13 protein-coding genes are annotated in these 17,531 nt (G+C 45.2%); 10 read left to right on the top strand and 3 right to left on the bottom strand.

What is annotated here, in order from left to right; all coding sequences use genetic code 11:
- Positions 1–48: 48 nt before the first annotated feature.
- The 5 genes from A3Q3_RS0106475 to A3Q3_RS0106455 all read left to right on the top strand — a co-directional run bounded on the left by A3Q3_RS0106475 (position 49) and on the right by A3Q3_RS0106455 (position 10,167).
- The gene (locus A3Q3_RS0106475) at positions 49–564 is read left to right on the top strand and encodes a sigma-70 family RNA polymerase sigma factor (protein WP_020182765.1); all 516 of its coding nucleotides are present in this window, start codon (positions 49–51) and stop codon (positions 562–564) included.
- Entirely contained in the window at positions 558–1,526 is a 969-nt protein-coding gene (locus tag A3Q3_RS0106470; RefSeq protein ID WP_020182764.1) for a FecR domain-containing protein, read from the top strand. The genes A3Q3_RS0106475 and A3Q3_RS0106470 overlap by 7 nt, the downstream gene beginning before the upstream one ends.
- Positions 1,527–1,740: 214 nt before the next feature.
- Complete coding sequence (locus tag A3Q3_RS0106465) at positions 1,741–5,793, top strand: TonB-dependent receptor domain-containing protein (protein ID WP_198288909.1); 4,053 nt, start codon at positions 1,741–1,743, stop codon at positions 5,791–5,793.
- The gene (locus A3Q3_RS0106460) at positions 5,793–9,473 is read left to right on the top strand and encodes an autotransporter outer membrane beta-barrel domain-containing protein (RefSeq protein WP_020182762.1); all 3,681 of its coding nucleotides are present in this window, start codon (positions 5,793–5,795) and stop codon (positions 9,471–9,473) included. Before A3Q3_RS0106465 ends, A3Q3_RS0106460 begins: the two co-directional genes overlap by 1 nt.
- A gap of 217 nt (positions 9,474–9,690) precedes the next feature.
- Positions 9,691–10,167, top strand: a complete 477-nt coding sequence (locus A3Q3_RS0106455) for a cupin domain-containing protein (RefSeq protein ID WP_020182761.1) — start codon at positions 9,691–9,693, stop codon at positions 10,165–10,167.
- Between the two features lie 183 nt (positions 10,168–10,350).
- Here A3Q3_RS0106455 and A3Q3_RS0106450 read toward each other — a convergent pair whose 3' ends face one another.
- Positions 10,351–11,004: a pyridoxamine 5'-phosphate oxidase family protein gene (locus A3Q3_RS0106450; protein ID WP_020182760.1), complete on the bottom strand. Its 654-nt coding sequence runs from the start codon at positions 11,002–11,004 to the stop codon at positions 10,351–10,353.
- Positions 11,005–11,034: 30 nt separating this feature from the next.
- On the bottom strand, positions 11,035–11,403 hold the full coding sequence (locus tag A3Q3_RS0106445) for a nuclear transport factor 2 family protein (protein ID WP_020182759.1): 369 nt from the start codon (positions 11,401–11,403) through the stop codon (positions 11,035–11,037).
- 92 nt (positions 11,404–11,495) lie between these two features.
- Between A3Q3_RS0106445 and A3Q3_RS0106440 the strand changes: the two genes are divergently transcribed.
- Positions 11,496–12,407: a LysR family transcriptional regulator gene (locus A3Q3_RS0106440; protein ID WP_020182758.1), complete on the top strand. Its 912-nt coding sequence runs from the start codon at positions 11,496–11,498 to the stop codon at positions 12,405–12,407.
- Here A3Q3_RS0106440 and A3Q3_RS0106435 read toward each other — a convergent pair.
- On the bottom strand, positions 12,404–13,315 hold the full coding sequence (locus tag A3Q3_RS0106435; RefSeq protein WP_020182757.1) for a LysR family transcriptional regulator: 912 nt from the start codon (positions 13,313–13,315) through the stop codon (positions 12,404–12,406). The genes A3Q3_RS0106440 and A3Q3_RS0106435 overlap by 4 nt on opposite strands.
- A gap of 137 nt (positions 13,316–13,452) precedes the next feature.
- On the opposite strand from A3Q3_RS0106435, the gene A3Q3_RS0106430 reads away from it, so the two are divergent.
- From A3Q3_RS0106430 to A3Q3_RS0106415, 4 genes are all read left to right on the top strand, one after another.
- Complete coding sequence (locus A3Q3_RS0106430; RefSeq protein ID WP_020182756.1) at positions 13,453–14,184, top strand: SDR family NAD(P)-dependent oxidoreductase; 732 nt, start codon at positions 13,453–13,455, stop codon at positions 14,182–14,184.
- A gap of 31 nt (positions 14,185–14,215) precedes the next feature.
- Positions 14,216–14,419: a 4-oxalocrotonate tautomerase family protein gene (locus A3Q3_RS0106425; protein ID WP_020182755.1), complete on the top strand. Its 204-nt coding sequence runs from the start codon at positions 14,216–14,218 to the stop codon at positions 14,417–14,419.
- A 56-nt stretch (positions 14,420–14,475) separates the two neighbouring features.
- Positions 14,476–15,144, top strand: coding sequence for a DsbA family protein (locus tag A3Q3_RS0106420; protein WP_020182754.1), 669 nt, complete (start codon positions 14,476–14,478; stop codon positions 15,142–15,144).
- Between the two features lie 169 nt (positions 15,145–15,313).
- Entirely contained in the window at positions 15,314–17,518 is a 2,205-nt protein-coding gene (locus A3Q3_RS0106415) for an OsmC domain/YcaO domain-containing protein (RefSeq protein ID WP_020182753.1), read from the top strand.
- The last annotated feature ends 13 nt before the right edge of the window (positions 17,519–17,531 follow it).

The following is a 17,531-nucleotide window of genomic DNA, read 5'->3' as shown; positions in this document are numbered from 1 at the left end:
CGGTACAAATCTTGCAACATAGCTCAAAACCCCATTTTTGAGCCTTTCATGTCAGCATTAGATCCAAGCGCCATTGATTTTATACATACCTATCAACACCATCAGCGTTGGATTTATGCTTGGCTGTGTAAAAAGCTGGGATCCAGCCAAGATGCGGCTGATTTAACACAAGATACGTTTGTAAAGCTACTGCAAAAATCAGAACCATTGACGATCGCAGAGCCACGCGCTTACCTCACGACCATTGCACATGGCTTGATGGTGAATCATATCCGTAGACGCGATATTGAACGGGCGTATCTAGAGGAGGTGGCACACTTTTCCCCTGCTGCAGCCCCATCTGAAGAGTCGCGTGCAATGGCGTTAGAGTTGCTCATCAAAATTGATACATTGCTGGGCGGTTTGCCATACAAGACTCAGAAAGCATTTTTGCTTTCGCAGGTGGATGGGTTGACGCACGCGCAAATTGCGGCTGATTTACGTATCTCAGTGGCTTCTGTTAGGCTTTATATTAAAAAAGCATTGCTGCATTGTGTGGCGCTGCAACAAGCATCAATATGCTAGCTCGCTCATTTAATCACGCCCTAGATGAGGCCAGTGACTGGTTTGTCAAACTTTCTTCAGGCGATGCAAAAGAGCGGGATTTCATTGCATTTAAGCAATGGCAAGAGGCAGATGCTTTGCATAAGCAGGCTTGGCAAAAAATTGAGCAAACGACACAACATTTTAAAACCGTTGCTAGCCATCAAGAGATTAATCAAACCTTACAGCGCCTATATAGCGCGCCGTCTCCACAGCGTCGATTAGCACTTAAACAGCTAGCTGTATTGATTGGCGCTGGTGGGTTAGGTTATGCAGGGTATCAAACGCAGCCATGGCAACCACTCTTGGCCGATTACCGTACGCCTACGGGCGGACCACAGCAAGTGACGCTGGCAGATGGCAGTACGCTCACCTTAAATAGTGCTAGCAGTGTCAATATTCACTTTACAGAGTCTGAGCGTTGGATTGAACTGATTGCGGGTGAGGTGCTGATTGAAACTGCACATGAGCAAGGGCGTTCATACCGTCCATTGTTGGTCACTACCCAACACGGCAAGACGGTAGCACTGGGTACCCGCTTTACGGTGAGGGACTTTGGTGGTCACACACAAGTCAGTGTGTTTGATGGCGCGGTGCGCGTTTCCCCACAAAACAATACACAGCAGAGTATTACTTTGCAGGCTGGTGAGTCGATTCAATTTTCAGTAAGTCAACTTTCACAAAAGGCAGATGCCAGTACGTTAGATGCGTTATGGGCAAAAGGATTTATCGTTGTTGATAACATGCGGCTAGATGCGTTTGTTCAAGCGCTGTCACGTTACCGTCCGGGCTTGTTGCAATGTGACCCGGCAGTAGCTGACATTCAAATTTCCGGCTCTTTCCCTATACATGATACGGATATTACGCTGCAGCATATTGCAGAAAAATTCCCAGTAAAAATCCAGACCTATACAAAGTTCTTTACTAAAGTCAGCGCGCTTTAATCCTGGTTTTTTAAACGTATTTTCCATATTTGCTAAAAAAATTAAAAAAACATTAGCACTTTTTAATTCTCGATTGGCATAACAGCAATATCACTTCAGTTATGGCTAGAGGGTTCTCATGCAGTGGCAGCACTTCACACAAAAAATAGACAGCAATAGACTTGTCGCGCATGCCTATAAGGCAATTGGCATCATTGTTTTACTCCTACTAATCATGATGCTTGTACTATGGTTTTTGCCAGAAGCCCATGCTGAAGATAAAGCATTGAATACCACTTTGCCCAAAACGAATATCCGTATTCCTGCAGGTAATCTTGGTACGGCACTGAGTGGTTATGCCGCAGAATCTGGAGTAACGCTTGTATTTGACCCGCAACTCACGCAAGGCAAAACAACACATGGATTAAAAGGTAGCTACAGCCTGCAAGAAGGGTTTAATGAGATATTGAAAGACACCGGGCTGGAGGCTACGCCTGATAATAAGGGCGGATATTTACTCAAACGCTTGCCCCCAAAAGCGAATGTATCTGTCACTGAAGACAAAACCGTTGAGTTAGACACCATTAACGTCCGCGCTAAGCGATATAAAGCCATAGGCCCCATGCCTGGGCTTGCCTTAACTAAAGAGCAAATCCCCGGCAATGTGCAGAGTGTAACCGCCAAAGAAATTAAAGAGGCGCACGCGCTAAGCCTTACCGACTTAATGAACAGTAAGCTGCAATCGGTCAACGTGAATGACTATCAAGGGAATCCATTTCAAATGGATGTGACTTACCGTGGCTTTACGGCTTCACCGCAGCTCGGTACACCTCAAGGCCTCAGTGTGTTTTTTGATGGTATTCGCGTGAATGAGCCTTTTGGGGATGTGGTGAACTGGGACATGATTCCAACCAATGCACTGGAGGGCATGGATGTTTACCCGGGATCTAACCCGCTATTTGGTTTAAATACCTTGGGTGGCGCCTTGGCGGTAAAAACCAAAAGTGGCTTTACCACCGAAGGAGTAAGCGCAGAAGTGTTGGCAGGCTCTTTTGGACGTAAGCAATTTCAAGTATCCGGCGGTGTGAATAATGGTGACTTTGCAGCGTTTGGCGCGGGTAATTTTTTTTTAGAAGATGGCTGGCGTGATAACTCGCCAAGTAAAGTCAATCAAGCATTTGGTAAGTTAGAGTGGCAAGGCGAGCGCGCTTCATTGGCATTCTCTTCTTTAGCCGCAGTCAATAAACTAGTGGGTAACGGTACTGTGCCGATTGAATTGTATGAGCAAAACTCAACAGCAGTGTTTACCTCGCCAGATGTCACGCGCAATAAGTTATTGCAGTTTCAACTATCGGGCGTGTTTGATGTCAGCGATACGTTTAGCATTACCGGCATGGTGTATAAGCGCGGTAGTAATCGCGTGTCTACCACTGGCGATATTATTGATATTGATACGTTTAGAGAGGCTTTTCGCGCAACACGTGAACCCACGCCCGGCAAAACTTATACCTGTGCATTTACCGATGCCAATGCAGATGGCTTGCCTGATTATTATCTTGATACTTTGGATGCAAATAACCCCAGCCCTTTTTACGCAGACTTCAATGCAACTGGCGGTTCTGTCCCTAACTATGCATTAGCTGGCCCACTTAATGCAAACATTCCCACTGCAGATTTAACACGATTTATAAATGCTTTTAGCGCGCCAAATGGCAGTAGTGTTTTGGAAAGTAATGCAGATGTGGGTCTAAGTGCCTCTGACTTTTTTAGTTTTGATAACAACGGCACCCAAACCTATTTGCTATTTAAACCACCTGTCAATCAGGCTGACTGTACAGATCCACTAGACCGTATTGAACAAGACAATGGCGTAGCAATACTCGGCGATACTTTACCAGATGGCACGTCGGCAGGACGGCGTAGAGATGGTGCTTTAACGAATACCAACGGTGCTGTGAATGGCACTGGTACAGGCGTGGTAGCGGGAACACCTACTGCAATCATCACTAACTCTAATATTGAGCAGGCAACACAAGGGGGCGCAGTCCAGCTTAACTGGAATACTGACTATCATAAATTTATGGTAGGGGCGTCTGTGGATGCTTCTTCTGCTACTTATTTGGGTAAACAGCGATATGGACAAGTGGATGATCAGCGCAATGTATTTAACGACCCCAGTCAGTTGGGTAAAGAGTTTTATGCGGCGGATCATGATGTCACCATTAACGACTTTGATGGTGAGTTAAAAACGCAAAGTGTCTATTTTAGTGAGACTTGGACGCCTACCGAAACGCTCAATATTGCTTTCTCTGGCCGCTATAACTACACCGATGTACAAAATAGACTGGCCCCACAGAAAGTCAATGGTGTGGGATCGGATATTGCAAAACTGCTTAACCAATATGATTTTGTGACGATTTGCCCAGGCACAGACCTCAGCAATTGCCCTATTAATTTGTCTGCGCCTGTCCCGTTAGAAGACAGGCTAGCGCGTACAAACAGCACGTTGAATAGTCTCGATAAAAAAATCACAGAAAAATTTAATTATCATTCACTCAACCCTGCGGTAGGGGTCACTTGGCAAGCCACACCACGCTTAAATCTTTATGCAAGTTGGAATCAAGGTACGCGGGTGCCCTCAGTCATTGAACTAGGTTGTGCATATGACGGAACTATTGTGCCTTACGGTAGGGATGAGTTTGGCAACTTTGTGGACATAGAAGAATTGCGAAGACGCTATCCAAACGACCCAGGTGTGCGTGTGATTGGTTCTAAGCCACGTAGCCTATTAGATGGGCGCGGCTGTAATTTACCAAGCTCTCTATCGGGTGACCCGTATCTGCCACAAGTGGTGGCACAAACGACAGAGTTTGGCGCACGCGGTAAATTTAGAGATTTATTAGAGTGGAATGTCAGTGCGTATCAAACCAATTTAAAAGATGATTTGTATTTAGTATCGCCAACCCCTACTTTAAGCTTCTTCCAAAATGTCGGTGCAACGCGCCGTCGTGGCATTGAGTTTGGATTATCCGGCGAGTATGGACGGTCCGATTTTAGAGTCAACTACTCGCTGACGGAAGCCACATTTCAATCTGACTTTAGGATGTTAAGCCTCAATAATAGCTCTTTTTTAAGTAACGAGACCACAAATCCATTGTATGGGCAGATTAGAGTAAAGCCGGGTGACCGCATGCCAGGGGTGCCATTGCATAACGTAAATGTTAGCTGGGGATATAAGGTGACACCCGCATTGAAATTGGGGTTGACCATGGTTGGCCACAGCGATGCGTTTGTGCGTGGCAATGAAAACAATGAGCATACGGCAGGACCTGGCCGAGGCATTGTGACGACAGGATTAGATGCGACAGGGCAGGCAGCACAAATCACTATCCCTACACCTGACTTTAAGCGGAATGGTAAGTCTGACGGCTATGCGGTGCTCAATTTCAGAGCCAGTTATGAGATTAATAAAAGCTGGAAAGCCGGACTCATTATCAATAACTTATTAGATAAGCAATATTTCTCGGCTGGTCGATTAGGGTTAACGCCATTTTCACCATCCACCTATGGGGCAATTGGCCCAGGCGGCTTTAACTATAATTCGAGTGAGTGGACATCCACACAATTTATGTCAGCAGGCGCACCGCGTGGCGTATGGGCGACACTTGCATATGATTTTGATGCATCTAAAAAAGCGTTACCCCGCGTTAATTTTGGCACGGAGCCAGACACATTGCCACCTGAAGCGCCACCACCCTCTGCGCAGGAGTTGGCGCTTCAAAAAACCATGGCAACACTATCCACACTCCCGGTACTCAAGTTAAATGCTGAGCAATCTACACGTATTGCTAAAGATGAGGTCACTGCCACAATTGAATCGTGGAAAGCTGCGCTGATGGCAGGCAATACAGAAAAAGTGCTGCAACATTATGCGCCGACATTTGCGCCAGAAGGTATGAGTCATGCCGCTTGGGAAGAGCAGCAAAAAATAGACATGTTCACTGAGCCTAATTTGGCAATCACCATCAAAGACTTGCTGGTGACACCACAAGGTAAGCGCATGGCGGCTGTGTTTAAGCAAGTGGTCACTTCTGCGCAGGGAGAGCAAGCCACTAAGAAAATACTATACCTTGAGCAACAGAATGGGCGTTGGACGATTGTGGGTGAGTATGCCGCTAAAGCGCGTGAAGCTAAGTTGATAAGTAGTGAGCAGCAGTTAAAAACACAGAAAAATAGTGCAGTAAAAGTTAAAAATATTCAGGTTAGCCTGACTGCGGAGAACAAATAATGCACATGTTTACTCTATTTGAACGCAAACCCATGGCTGCAGCAATCAGTGCTATTTTCAGTATTGGATTCATGGTTTTTTCAGCGCATGCGCATGCTGACTGCGTGGATAACGGCGGTGGCAGTTTTACCTGTACTGGTAATACGAGTAACAGTACACCTATCACTGGCAGCGTCACACTTGATAGCACCAGTGGTGCGGCGAGCCTGAATAATCAACCTAATATTAAGATCATTAATGACCACAGTGCCATCACACAAGACACGGTGAGCACCATACAAACCAATGGTAATAATGCAGCCACAGTCGAAAATAGTGGCAATATTATTGTGAATAGAGGTGATTTGGTCATCAGTGAAGAGATCGTTGTAAGTGAAGATGTCTATGACCAAGATGGTAATCTGATTACGCCGGCAGTGATTATTCCTGCAGTGATAGAGCCTGGGCTTACGATAGACTCAGGCGCATTCAGCGCTGATAGCAACGGGCAGTTGCTCAATAATGGCGCCAGTGTGGGTGTGGCCAGTGCAATCCGTGCCAACGCAGATGCCGCCACATTTAACTTTATTAACCAAATTGGCCCTCGCCCTAATTTTGCAATATTTTCAGCTTACTTTCCTAGCGTGCAGGCCACAGGTGATTACTCTGCTGCGCTCTATGGCAATGCTGCGCAGATTAACATTACCAATAAATCTTTAATTGCCAATACCTCTTATTCATTTACCCTTGGGGATACCTTGGGGGAGGGGCATTGGGCAATCGCTAACTATGGCGCTGGCTTAACGACGTTGAATAATATCAATCCCAATCAAGATGCCAGTGGTATACAGGGCGATATTGTACTGGTCGACCGTAACCCTTTATTACTGGCCGCGCAGAAAAACAACCCTTCTTTAGTACTGGCCCATGCGGCTAATGAAGTTGGTGTTAGAAATAGCGTGATTAATAACGGTTATTTAGCTTTTATTAACGGCAATATTTACCTCGGTAACGGTGAGCACGTCATTAATAATGAGGCGGGCGGCTATATGACGGGTAACATTTATATAGACCAGCGTGATGCTGAAATTATTGATGTGGTGGGCGGCGTGGCGACCACTGTTGGCACGGTATCTGGTGCTAAAACATTTACCCTGACTAACAACGGCACATTTAATGAAGGCGGTGGCAATGAAATACGTGTTGATGATGTTGTAGGGTCATTGAATACGTTTAATTTTAATTTGAGCTCGATGGTGCCTGCGTTTAATGGCGGCCCTTATTACACACTCACGCCTAGTAATTTTAGTACCAATATTTTTACCAATGGCTTGGGAGACAACACCGTTAATTTACGTTGTTTCCCACCCGCGCTTCAAGGGGGCTGTACAGCAGATGCGACATTGCAAGTCAGTACCGTGAATATATCATCCAATACTTTTTTCGATATCAGAACACTCAATGTAGCTGGCGGTAATGTCAACCTGAACTCAAATGTTTTCTTTAGTGAATTTGGCGCAATTACCGCCAATACAGTTACGATTGGCCAAGGGTATAATTTTTACGGATATTTTGGCAATTATGATTACACGCCGTCAAACTCCCCATTTCCAGCAGCACCAGATGCGATTGGCGTGATAAATGCAAACCTTATCAATAATGGCCGAATTACGGTGCGCGATGCAACACTAGTGGTGAATGGTGATGCTACTTTTACCGATACATCCAGTTTAGCTTTCCGTATTTTACCTACGGGTAACGGCAAGGTAGATGTACAAGGAGGCACTGGTACGTTTAGCAATAACAGCACGCTGATTCCCACGTTTAGAGATATATACATTCGCTCTGGCGATACGTTTACGGTGGCCACCAACTCAAGTGGCCAGCCAAATATTATCAATAGTGGCATTGTGCAATTCACCAGTAGCGATAGCACAGGGGATATCGTGCTGACCGCCAACAATGCCATTCCCCAAATACTTAACCCGACTAAAGCGGGTACCAATGCGGTCATGGCTTTGATGAATGCGCCGAGCACAGACCCTGTGATTGCAGGTTTGCAATTAGAGATTCAAGGTCTAGATAACCAAGAGTTACAGCGTGCAACCGAGCGTCTACGTCCGGAAATTCATGATGGCGTTATTCGGATGGTGCTGGGTAACACGGATCGCACATTCGGTATTCTGGAAAATCGCTTGGTTGAACAGGCCCTCGCTGGTGATAAAAAGGTGAGCGTAGCCAGCCTGGACAGCAACGCGGGCGCTGTGGATAAGCCCAAAGCCAGTACAGGCATTTGGATGCAAGGGTTTGGCTATCAAGGTACACAAGATAAGCGTGAGGGTGTCGATGGTTTCAGGCTCCATTCAACAGGGTTTGTAGTCGGTGCAGATCGTGATATTGGTGCTGATCAAACATTCCGCTTGGGTGCGCTATTTAGTTTTGCTGGCGGCAATATCGATAACAGTGGCCTCACAGACAATAATACAATCAATACCAATAGCTACTTTGCCGCTATTTATGGTGCATGGGATATGCAGGACTGGTACTTGAATGCAGCCATTGGGGGCGGTAGGCACGTGATTGATACGCGACGGCTTGCACTAGGGCGCGTCGCGACTGGCGAGCACGATGCTTGGCAGTTTAGCAGCCATTTAGATGCAGGCTATCCATTCCAATTGACGGATGAGCTACAGTTTATTCCCGTAGCTACTTTACGTTATAACCATCTAGATGAATCTGGCTACAAAGAGAAAGGCAAAACGATTGCTGGTGTGAATGGCGTTGGCCGTGCTGGTGATCCTTCTTATACAGTCACTCCAGGCACCCCCATTGCCTTGGCTGTGGATGGCAAGGCTACAGACTCTTTCCGCTCTGGTATTGGTGCAAAAGCATTATGGAATCTTCAACAAGATGACTGGAATGCAAATATTGGTGTACACGCGCTTTGGATGCATGAGTTTGGTGATATCGGGCAAACGACAACAGCACGATTTTTAGCAGGTGGCAGCACATTTAATAACCCAAGCGTGGACATTGCGCGTGAAAGTATTGTGGCAGGCGCAAGCGTACAACTAACAGGTAATGATGAGAACGACCAAGTAAGCTTATTGGCAAGCTATGAGGCGGAGATGCGCGATAAGTTTTTCAGCCACAATATGACCATGCGTATTCGGTATGACTTTGACAAAGGGCCTAGTTACATCCAACGCGCCAATCATAACAAAGCAGCACTGTTGGCTAAGATTAAGCAAACACAATTGGTCAATGCTACAGAAGCAGACATTAATGCAATACAGCAAGCCATTGCGCCGGTGAGCGATGCTTCCGTGGCGCAAAGTACACCTAAATCAGAACATGAAGTACAAATTGAATCAGCCGTTAGCAAATGGGTGAATGCTTTAGCCAATAAAAATATAGAAATGTATTTTAATAGCTATGCCAGTGAGTTCACGCCGCCTGATGGTAGTACACGTCAAGCATGGGAGAAAAAACGTAAACTCGAAATCTCGCGTGATGGTAATGCTGCCATCAAAACTTCGTACTTAACCATTACGCCCAACGGAAACCAAGCGACTGCAGTGTTTACGCAAACCTTGACAGACGGGGGGAAAAAACAAACGTTGTTAAAGGCGCTTGATTTAATAGAAAAAGGCGGTCGCTGGCTGATCGTGAGCGAAGACGGCTTTGTAATTCAAGAGTAATACGCCGAGACGCAGTCAGCGTTTCAGCGCTTTTCATTCGTGAGTAGTGCTGGTGCTGACCACCATTTTCACCAAAATCATTAGGATTATTTAATGAAATTTGGCATCTGCTCAATCTGAAAATCGAGCAATATCACAGTATGTATACAGTTCTGTATACTCGTTCAGTCAAATGATTGAATTGAATTTTTCATCATCAATTTATATGGGGAATCAAATGAAATATATGTTAAGTATTGCAATCGTTTTTGCGTTGGCTGGGCCAGCCTTAGCGGAAGATAAAATTAGCCGAATGCATGCGGATAGCATGCAATCATTTACGCCTGAGACCGTGCAATGGAAAGATGAACCGATTTTACCCAAGGGTGCCAAAAGCGCAATTCTTGTTGGAGATCCTACCAAAGCTGGGGTATTCATTGCGTGGCTTAAGTTTCCAAAGAATTATCCTATTCCACCACACACGCACCCATTTACAGAGGTGGTTACAGTATTGAGTGGTAAGTTGGGGAATGGTATGGGTAATGTCTTAGATAAGAAAAAAGGTGAGATGCTCAAGGCGGGTTCGAGTTTTGTGTTGCCGACAGGTCATACACATTATGTATGGACAACCGATGAAGAAACCATTGTTGAGCTTATTGCTACCGGGCCTTGGGCAATCACCTACACCAATCCTAAAGATGACCCTCGTCATTAGTATTTTAATAGATATTGGTGAAGTTAATTTAAACAATAGGGAAATGGAAATTCCAATCCCTATTGTGAAAGCTGACAAATGAAACTACGCCCGCACCCATACTGCAATTTGATGATGTACAGAGTCTCCTAAGCAGGCATTCTGATTGTTACGTTGAGCAAGTATTGTTATACCGGGCAAATATTATCCTTCCCCACGTTTTACCTTAGCTTCGTATTCGTTGATATCTACAAGCCCTTGTGATTCAGCAATGGCTTTTTCTTCTGGCGTAATAGCATCCTGAACGATGTCTAATCGCTTCCATGTTGGAATGGGCGTGACCTTGCAAGGCTCTGGCACGTATTTGGATTGATCTATTTTTTTGTATTTGTGAATATAGCGTGGGCAGTTAACCCAAATTTTAGTGACTTTGATCATGATCAAATATTTTGCCTCAGTGTATTCAGCCAGCAGCTCATGCTCTCTCACCAACTCAGCAGTGCCTTGTACGCGCACTCTATGAGGGGTTTCAAAATCAATGAAGAGCATACCCACTTTATGCTGCGCTTCTATATTGCCCACCGAGTAAAACATGCCATTTCCATCAAAGCCGGGGAATACCAAAGTGCTTTCATCCAACACTTTTACGAAACCAGTAGGGCCGCCTTTGTAAGATACGGTTGGCATGCCATGCGGATCTACCGTGGAAAGAAAAAACATGTCTCGGCTACTGATGAATTTATTTTCATCGTCAGATATTTTTTCATGTATCCAACCGTTATCCAGTAAATTAGCTAATTTTGTTGTATTGAATTCTTCTTGTAACGCACGGTGTTCAGCTGAATATAGTGATGCCATTATTTTCCCCAATTTAGTATGTTGAAAAAACTACTGATGTAAATGAAAAATCTTACTCATGATTTTCCATTCCCCATCTAACTTTAAAACGTTAAAAAAATCTGTGAATCTGTGCCCGGTCCAGTCATCGGTTTCTACGCGCACGCTGGCAATAGTGCCGACAATATCCATGCTCACAATATGAAAGATCAAGTTTTTAGCAGGTCCGTTCGTATCGTTCCAATCATATAGCCCTTGAATAGGCCCTGCAAACAAGTCAGGGCCGACATAGCCAAAAATCGTGGCGTCATTGTGAAAAGCAGGTTTCATGTCACTGCCTTTGCCAGAAATTGCGCCATTAATATAATGTTGAATTAAACCAGTAATCGCTTCGTAATCACTCATATTTGTCACTGACATAGGGATATCCTCCATTGATGCGTCATCTTGACTTATTTTTAAATTGAAATAAATGCAAGATATAGAATATTATTTGTGCTTATTTGGAAAAAATGAGCGAGGCTAAATTGTTTAATTCTTTAGATGATTTACGGATATTTGTACAAATTTTTGAGAAGAAAAGTCTAACGCTAGTTGCTACGCTCAACCAAACAACACCGGGCGTGATTAGTAAGCGATTAACCCAAATCGAAAAGGATTTTGGTGCACGGTTGTTTCATCGGACTACCCGAACCATTCAGCACACGGACGAAGGCCTTCGGCTGTATTCGCAAGCACAGCATTTGTTAGAAACCGTTGACGATTATGAAATGGATTGGGGTGAAAAAACTGAGCCTGCGGGACTAATACGCATCACTGCATCTGCTTCATTTGCTAGGCTTTATTTAATGCCACTGATATTAAAGTTTTTGAAGAGGTATCCAAAAATAAAAATAAGCTTTGAGCTTTCCGACAAGGTGCTAGATATTGTGGCGGAAGGCATTGATTTAGCTATCCGCGGTGCTCAGATGAGCGACTCGACCCTTGTGGCAAAAAAACTGGGGCCATCCCCAGAAGTGCTTTGCACAACAAAAGAGTATCTAGATAACGCACCTCCTTTAACTTCACCAGAGGATCTAGCCATGCATAATTGCATTGTATTGAATGAGCACTACAACTGGGAGTTTAAAGTGGGTGGAAAAACCATACACCAGCGCGTCAGTGGCAGTTTTCAAACCAACTATAGTGAAGCATTAATAGAAGCAGTTAAAGATGGTTTAGGCATTGGCATGATTTGCTATTGGCAAGCACATAAAGAATTACAAGCCGGAGAACTTGTCCTTGCTTTACCTGAGTTTGCTCCGGGTAGAGATCAAACGCTATATGCGGTTTACCCATCGCGCCGACATTTGCCGACTAAAACCAAAGTACTGATCGAGTATCTGGAAAAGAACCTCGTGATACCTTCTCCAGACGCATATTAAACACTGAGTCTATTCATTATAAAATCAATCAGTGTTCTTACCTTAATTGAGAGAAACTTACCGTGTGGGTACATCAAATTAAAAGGGCGAGCTCTCCCAGAAAATTCTTTCAGTACCTCCACTAATGTGCCATTTTCCAACTCTTTTTCAACTACATAGTGGTAGGTTTGAAATAGGCCGGCACTAGACTTGGCAAGCGTAACGCCTCCCAACACATCTTCTGAGCAACGATAGCTTCCATTTGTCAAAATCTCGTGCTCAATGGAGTCTTTGTAAAAAAGCCAGGGTATTGGGCGGCCAGTGCTCGGTAATTCAAATTGTATACAATCGTGATCGGCTAAGTCCTCCAGTTTTTGAGGCTGTCCTTTTTGAGATAGATATTGTGGTGTAGCGACTACTACCAATTTTGCATCTTCTATCTTTCTTGAGATAAAGTTTGAGTCGGGAGGTGTTCGCCCTCTGATTGCCAAATCAAAGCCTTCATCCAAAAAATCGATATTTCTATTGGTGATATGTAGCTCAAATTGGATGTTCGGATAATGGGTTCTGAAATCAGCCAATATAGGCAAGACTCTATAGTGGCCGTAGGTAGTTGGCAGGCTGATTCTTATAGTGCCGGCAGGGTTTATTTGCTGCCCAGCAACCGCAGTTTCTGCTTCCATTAACTGAGTCAATGCGTCTTTGCAGTGATGAAAATATAGCTCTCCCGATTCTGTCAGCCTGATATGTCGGGTCGTTCTAACAAACAAACGTACTCCTAATCTTTCTTCCAGCCGGGTGATGGATCTACTTACAGCAGCTGGTGTAACGCCTGCTGCATTCGCCGCTGCGGTAAAGCTTTTCAGTTCTGCCGCCAGACAGAACAGCTCAATGCTCCCCAGTAACACAGCATCAAATTGTCTTTTCATATATTCCACCATGTAACAAATAATTTGATAAATATAGTATTTATCTACTTTTAATGCAAAGGTAAAGTACGTTTCATCATCACTTGCTAGGTAAATTGTGAGTAGATGATCAACCAAACTTACATTAGGAGAAAATCATGGACACAAAAACAGTGGTGATTACAGGCGCTTCAAGCGGTATTGGCTTTGCACTGGCAGAGGCTTATTTGAAAAGAGGCTATCACGTGGTAGGGAACGGCCGTACCCAAGATCGGCTGGATGAAGCTGCAAAAAAATTAGGAAGTCCACAAAACTTTGTAGGCGTAGCGGGTGATATTTCAAAACCCGATACTGCAAAAGAATTATTCAGCCAAGCTAAAGCTAGGTTTGGCAAAGTGGATATCCTTATTAACAATGCAGGTGTATTTATTGCTAAGCCCATTACTGCTTATACAGATGAAGATGTAAACCAACTTATCGACACCAATTTAAAAGGGTTTTTTTACCCAAGTCGTGAAGCTGCTGCGCATATGTCTGAAAACAAATCTGGGCATATTGTGAACATCACTGCCAGTGTAGCGATTCAGCCTAATATCAATGTGCCGGCTTCATTGGCTATTTTAATCAAAGGCGGTATAGATCACGCTACTAAAGCGCTTTCATTGGAGCTTTCACCATTCAATATTCAGGTTAACTCTGTGGCGCCTGGCATTATAGATACGCCTATGCACTCCATAGAAAACCATCCTTTCTTAAAGGCCTTACATCCATCAAATAAAATGGGCACCACTAAAGATATTGTGGATGCTGTGATGTATCTGGCAGATGCGCAATTTACAACGGGTATCGTGCTTCCAGTAGACGGTGGTAGCAGCTCAGGTAAATGGTAGTTTTTTGATTCAATGATAGAAAGGAATAATCATGCCATACATCAATATCAAGGTAACCAAAGAAGGTGTAACTCCAAAACAGAAGGCTGAGCTCATTCAAGGTGCTACTGACCTCGTTGTAAAAGTTCTGAATAAAGACCCCGCTACCACTTTCGTGATTATCGACGAAGTTGAAACGGATAACTGGGGAGTCGCTGGTGAAACAACCACAGCCAGACGCCTTAGAGGCCATTAATCTAAAAAAGCTGGATATGTAAAAGCGTATCCAGCTACTCCAAGAAAGGATGAGAAATGAAACTGATTTATGTAGCCGACCCAATGTGCTCATGGTGCTATGGCTTTAGCAAAGAAATGGCGGAATTAATGGAGATGAATCCAGAGATCTCTTTGGAAATAGTGGTGGGTGGGCTAAGCGCTGGATCGAATAAAGTGCTAGATGATGCCGGCAAGCGGTTTAGATTGATGCACTGGTCAAAAGTAGAGGCCATAAGTGGTCTGCCATTTAACAGAGAAGCGTTAATGGCAAGAGAAGGGTTCGTCTATGATTCTGGGCCAGCTTGTAGAGCACTCGTCACAGCGATTAAGATGAATGCTGGCATTAGTATACTTAAGATATTTAGGGCTATTCAGCATGGTTTTTATGTGGATGGTAAAGATGTGACAAGCCCAAGCGAGCTGGTAAAAATATTATCCAACACATTTGCCTTAGAGGGCTATCCAGTTAATGGTGATTTGATTTTAACTATGTTTAATAGTGAGGAAATTAAATTAGAAACGGAGAATCATTTCAAGACAGTCAAACACACTTTTGGAATATCTAGTTTTCCAGCGCTGCTTTTAGAGGATCATGGGGAAATTAAAACCATTAGCGCAGGCTATATGGCTGCAAATATGCTGCAAGAAATAATGAACAAAATCTCTAATCAAAACGACTCTGTTTTGTGTCAAAAGCACAGCTAGGCAGCAAAAGTTGTACGCCTGCTAGAACCAATTGCCCCAGAAGATTTGCTAGCCATTTCTTCTTATGCGCTAGCGTTTGTGTAAAGCATCAATGTATTACACGGCACTGGCGTTGTGGGGGATAATAGCGCCCTCAGCATTTTTTGCAGCATACTTGGAATAAGCTCCCATGGAAATTAAAGTCAACTTTCTCGATAAGCTACGTCTTGAAGCCAAGTTCGATGACTTCACGGTGATTGCCGATCAGCCTATCCGCTATAAAGGTGATGGCTCGGCGCCTGGCCCGTTCGATTACTTTTTAGCTTCATCGGCTTTGTGTGCGGCTTATTTTGTAAAGTTGTACTGCAACACGCGCAATATTCCTACCGACAATATCCGCCTGTCGCACAACAATGTGGTGGATCCTGAAAACCGCTACAAACAGATTTTTAAGATTCAGGTCGAGTTACCTTCTGATATCTCCGACAAAGACCGCCAGGGGATTTTGCGTTCCATTGACCGTTGTACGGTCAAGAAAGTAGTGCAAGCCGGGCCGGATTTCATTATTGAAGAAGTCGCTAACCTGGACGAAGATGCGCAGGCCTTGCTGATGGTGAATCCATCTGCCGACACGCGCACTTACATTACCGGCAAAGACTTACCCCTCGAACAAACCATCGCCAATATGTCTGGTTTGCTGGCGAGTCTGGGCATCAAGATTGAAATCGCGTCGTGGCGCAATATTGTGCCGAATGTGTGGTCGTTGCATATCCGTGATGCGCATTCGCCGATGTGCTTCACTAACGGAAAAGGATCGACCAAGGAAAGTGCGCTGGCGTCGGCCTTGGGTGAGTATATCGAGCGGCTGAGTAACAACCATTTTTATGCCGGGTCGTACTGGGGCGAAGAGATTGCCAATGCCGAATTTGTGCATTATCCGAACGAGCGCTGGTTCAAGCCGGGCCGTAAAGATGCGCTACCGAAAGAAATTCTGGACGCCTACTGCCTAGAAATTTACAACCCCGATGGCGAGCTGCGTGGTTCGCACCTGATCGATACCAATTCTGGCAATGCCGAACGCGGTATCTGTTCGCTGCCCTATGTACGGCAGTCAGATGGTGAGGTGGTTTATTTCCCTTCTAATCTGGTCGAAAACCTGTACGCCAGCAATGGCATGAGTGCCGGTAACACGCTCGTCGAAGCGCAAGTACAATGCTTATCCGAGATTTTTGAACGCTCGGTCAAACGCGAAATCATTGAAGGCGAGATCGCCTTGCCCGATGTGCCGCAGGAAGTGTTAGCGAAATATCCCGGCATTGTGGCTGGTATTCAGGGACTGGAAGCGCAGGGCTTCCCGGTATTGGTCAAAGATGCCTCGCTTGGTGGCGAATACCCGGTGATGTGTGTGACCTTGATGAATCCGCGCACAGGTGGTGTGTTTGCCTCGTTCGGCGCGCACCCGTGTATGGAAGTCGCGCTGGAACGCAGCCTGACCGAATTACTGCAAGGCCGCAGTTTTGAAGGCCTGAATGATTTGCCGCAACCGACCTTTGCCAGTGAAGCGGTGACTGAACCGAATAACTTTGTGGAACACTTTATTGATTCCAGCGGCATTGTGTCGTGGCGGTTTTTCAGTGCCAAGGCTGATTACGCGTTTGTGGAGTGGGATTTCTCAGGAAAAGGCGAGAATGCTAACGCTGAAGAAGCAGCGACCATGTTTGGGATGCTGGCAGCCATGGGCAAAGAAGCGTATGTGGCGGTGTATGACCAGCTAGGCGCAACTGCTTGCCGCATATTGGTGCCGGGCTATTCGGAAGTGTATCCAGTAGAAGATTTGGTGTGGGATAACACCAACAAAGCTTTGTTGTTCCGTGCAGATATCTTGAACCTGCACACACTGGACGATGCCAGCCTTGAAGCGCTGCTGGACCATCTGGAGAATAACGAACTGGATGATTACGGCGATATCGGCACCCTGATCGGCATTCAGTTTGACGAGAACACGGCCTGGGGTCAGCTCACTGTGCTGGAGTTGAAGCTGCTGATAAATCTAGCCTTGCAGCAATTTGAAGAGACGCAAGAATTGGTAGGTGCCTTCCTGCAATACAACGACAACACGCTAGAACGCGGATTGTTTTATCAGGCCTTGAATGTGGTGCTGGAAGTCGTGCTGGATGACGAGCTAGAGCTGGCCGATTATGAAGTCAACTTCCGTCGCATGTTTGGTGATACCAAGATGGATGCTGTGCTGGGTTCGGTGGATGGTAGCGTGCGCTTCTTTGGCTTGACGCCGACCAGTATGCAATTGGAAGGGCTGGATAGGCACCACCGCCTGATTGACAGCTACAGAAAGTTGCATACGGCGCGGGCCAAAATGTTGGCTACGGGTAGTTAAAGTAACGCGTCAT

It is taken from the genome of Methylotenera sp. 1P/1, from assembly GCF_000384355.1.
Lineage (GTDB): Bacteria > Pseudomonadota > Gammaproteobacteria > Burkholderiales > Methylophilaceae > Methylophilus.
The sequence above is the reverse complement of the archived record's forward strand: the minus strand, read 5'-3'. Positions and strand labels throughout refer to the sequence as shown.

Coding starts and splice junctions, on each gene's coding strand:
- A3Q3_RS0106440 (WP_020182758.1), top strand. CDS start 11,496: ATGAGCGAGGCTAAATTGTTTAATTCTTTAGATGATTTACGGATATTT.
- A3Q3_RS0106450 (WP_020182760.1), bottom strand. CDS start 11,004: ATGGCATCACTATATTCAGCTGAACACCGTGCGTTACAAGAAGAATTC.
- A3Q3_RS0106420 (WP_020182754.1), top strand. CDS start 14,476: ATGAAACTGATTTATGTAGCCGACCCAATGTGCTCATGGTGCTATGGC.
- A3Q3_RS0106445 (WP_020182759.1), bottom strand. CDS start 11,403: ATGTCAGTGACAAATATGAGTGATTACGAAGCGATTACTGGTTTAATT.
- A3Q3_RS0106425 (WP_020182755.1), top strand. CDS start 14,216: ATGCCATACATCAATATCAAGGTAACCAAAGAAGGTGTAACTCCAAAA.
- A3Q3_RS0106415 (WP_020182753.1), top strand. CDS start 15,314: ATGGAAATTAAAGTCAACTTTCTCGATAAGCTACGTCTTGAAGCCAAG.
- A3Q3_RS0106435 (WP_020182757.1), bottom strand. CDS start 13,315: ATGAAAAGACAATTTGATGCTGTGTTACTGGGGAGCATTGAGCTGTTC.
- A3Q3_RS0106475 (WP_020182765.1), top strand. CDS start 49: ATGTCAGCATTAGATCCAAGCGCCATTGATTTTATACATACCTATCAA.
- A3Q3_RS0106455 (WP_020182761.1), top strand. CDS start 9,691: ATGAAATATATGTTAAGTATTGCAATCGTTTTTGCGTTGGCTGGGCCA.
- A3Q3_RS0106470 (WP_020182764.1), top strand. CDS start 558: ATGCTAGCTCGCTCATTTAATCACGCCCTAGATGAGGCCAGTGACTGG.
- A3Q3_RS0106465 (WP_198288909.1), top strand. CDS start 1,741: ATGATGCTTGTACTATGGTTTTTGCCAGAAGCCCATGCTGAAGATAAA.
- A3Q3_RS0106430 (WP_020182756.1), top strand. CDS start 13,453: ATGGACACAAAAACAGTGGTGATTACAGGCGCTTCAAGCGGTATTGGC.
- A3Q3_RS0106460 (WP_020182762.1), top strand. CDS start 5,793: ATGCACATGTTTACTCTATTTGAACGCAAACCCATGGCTGCAGCAATC.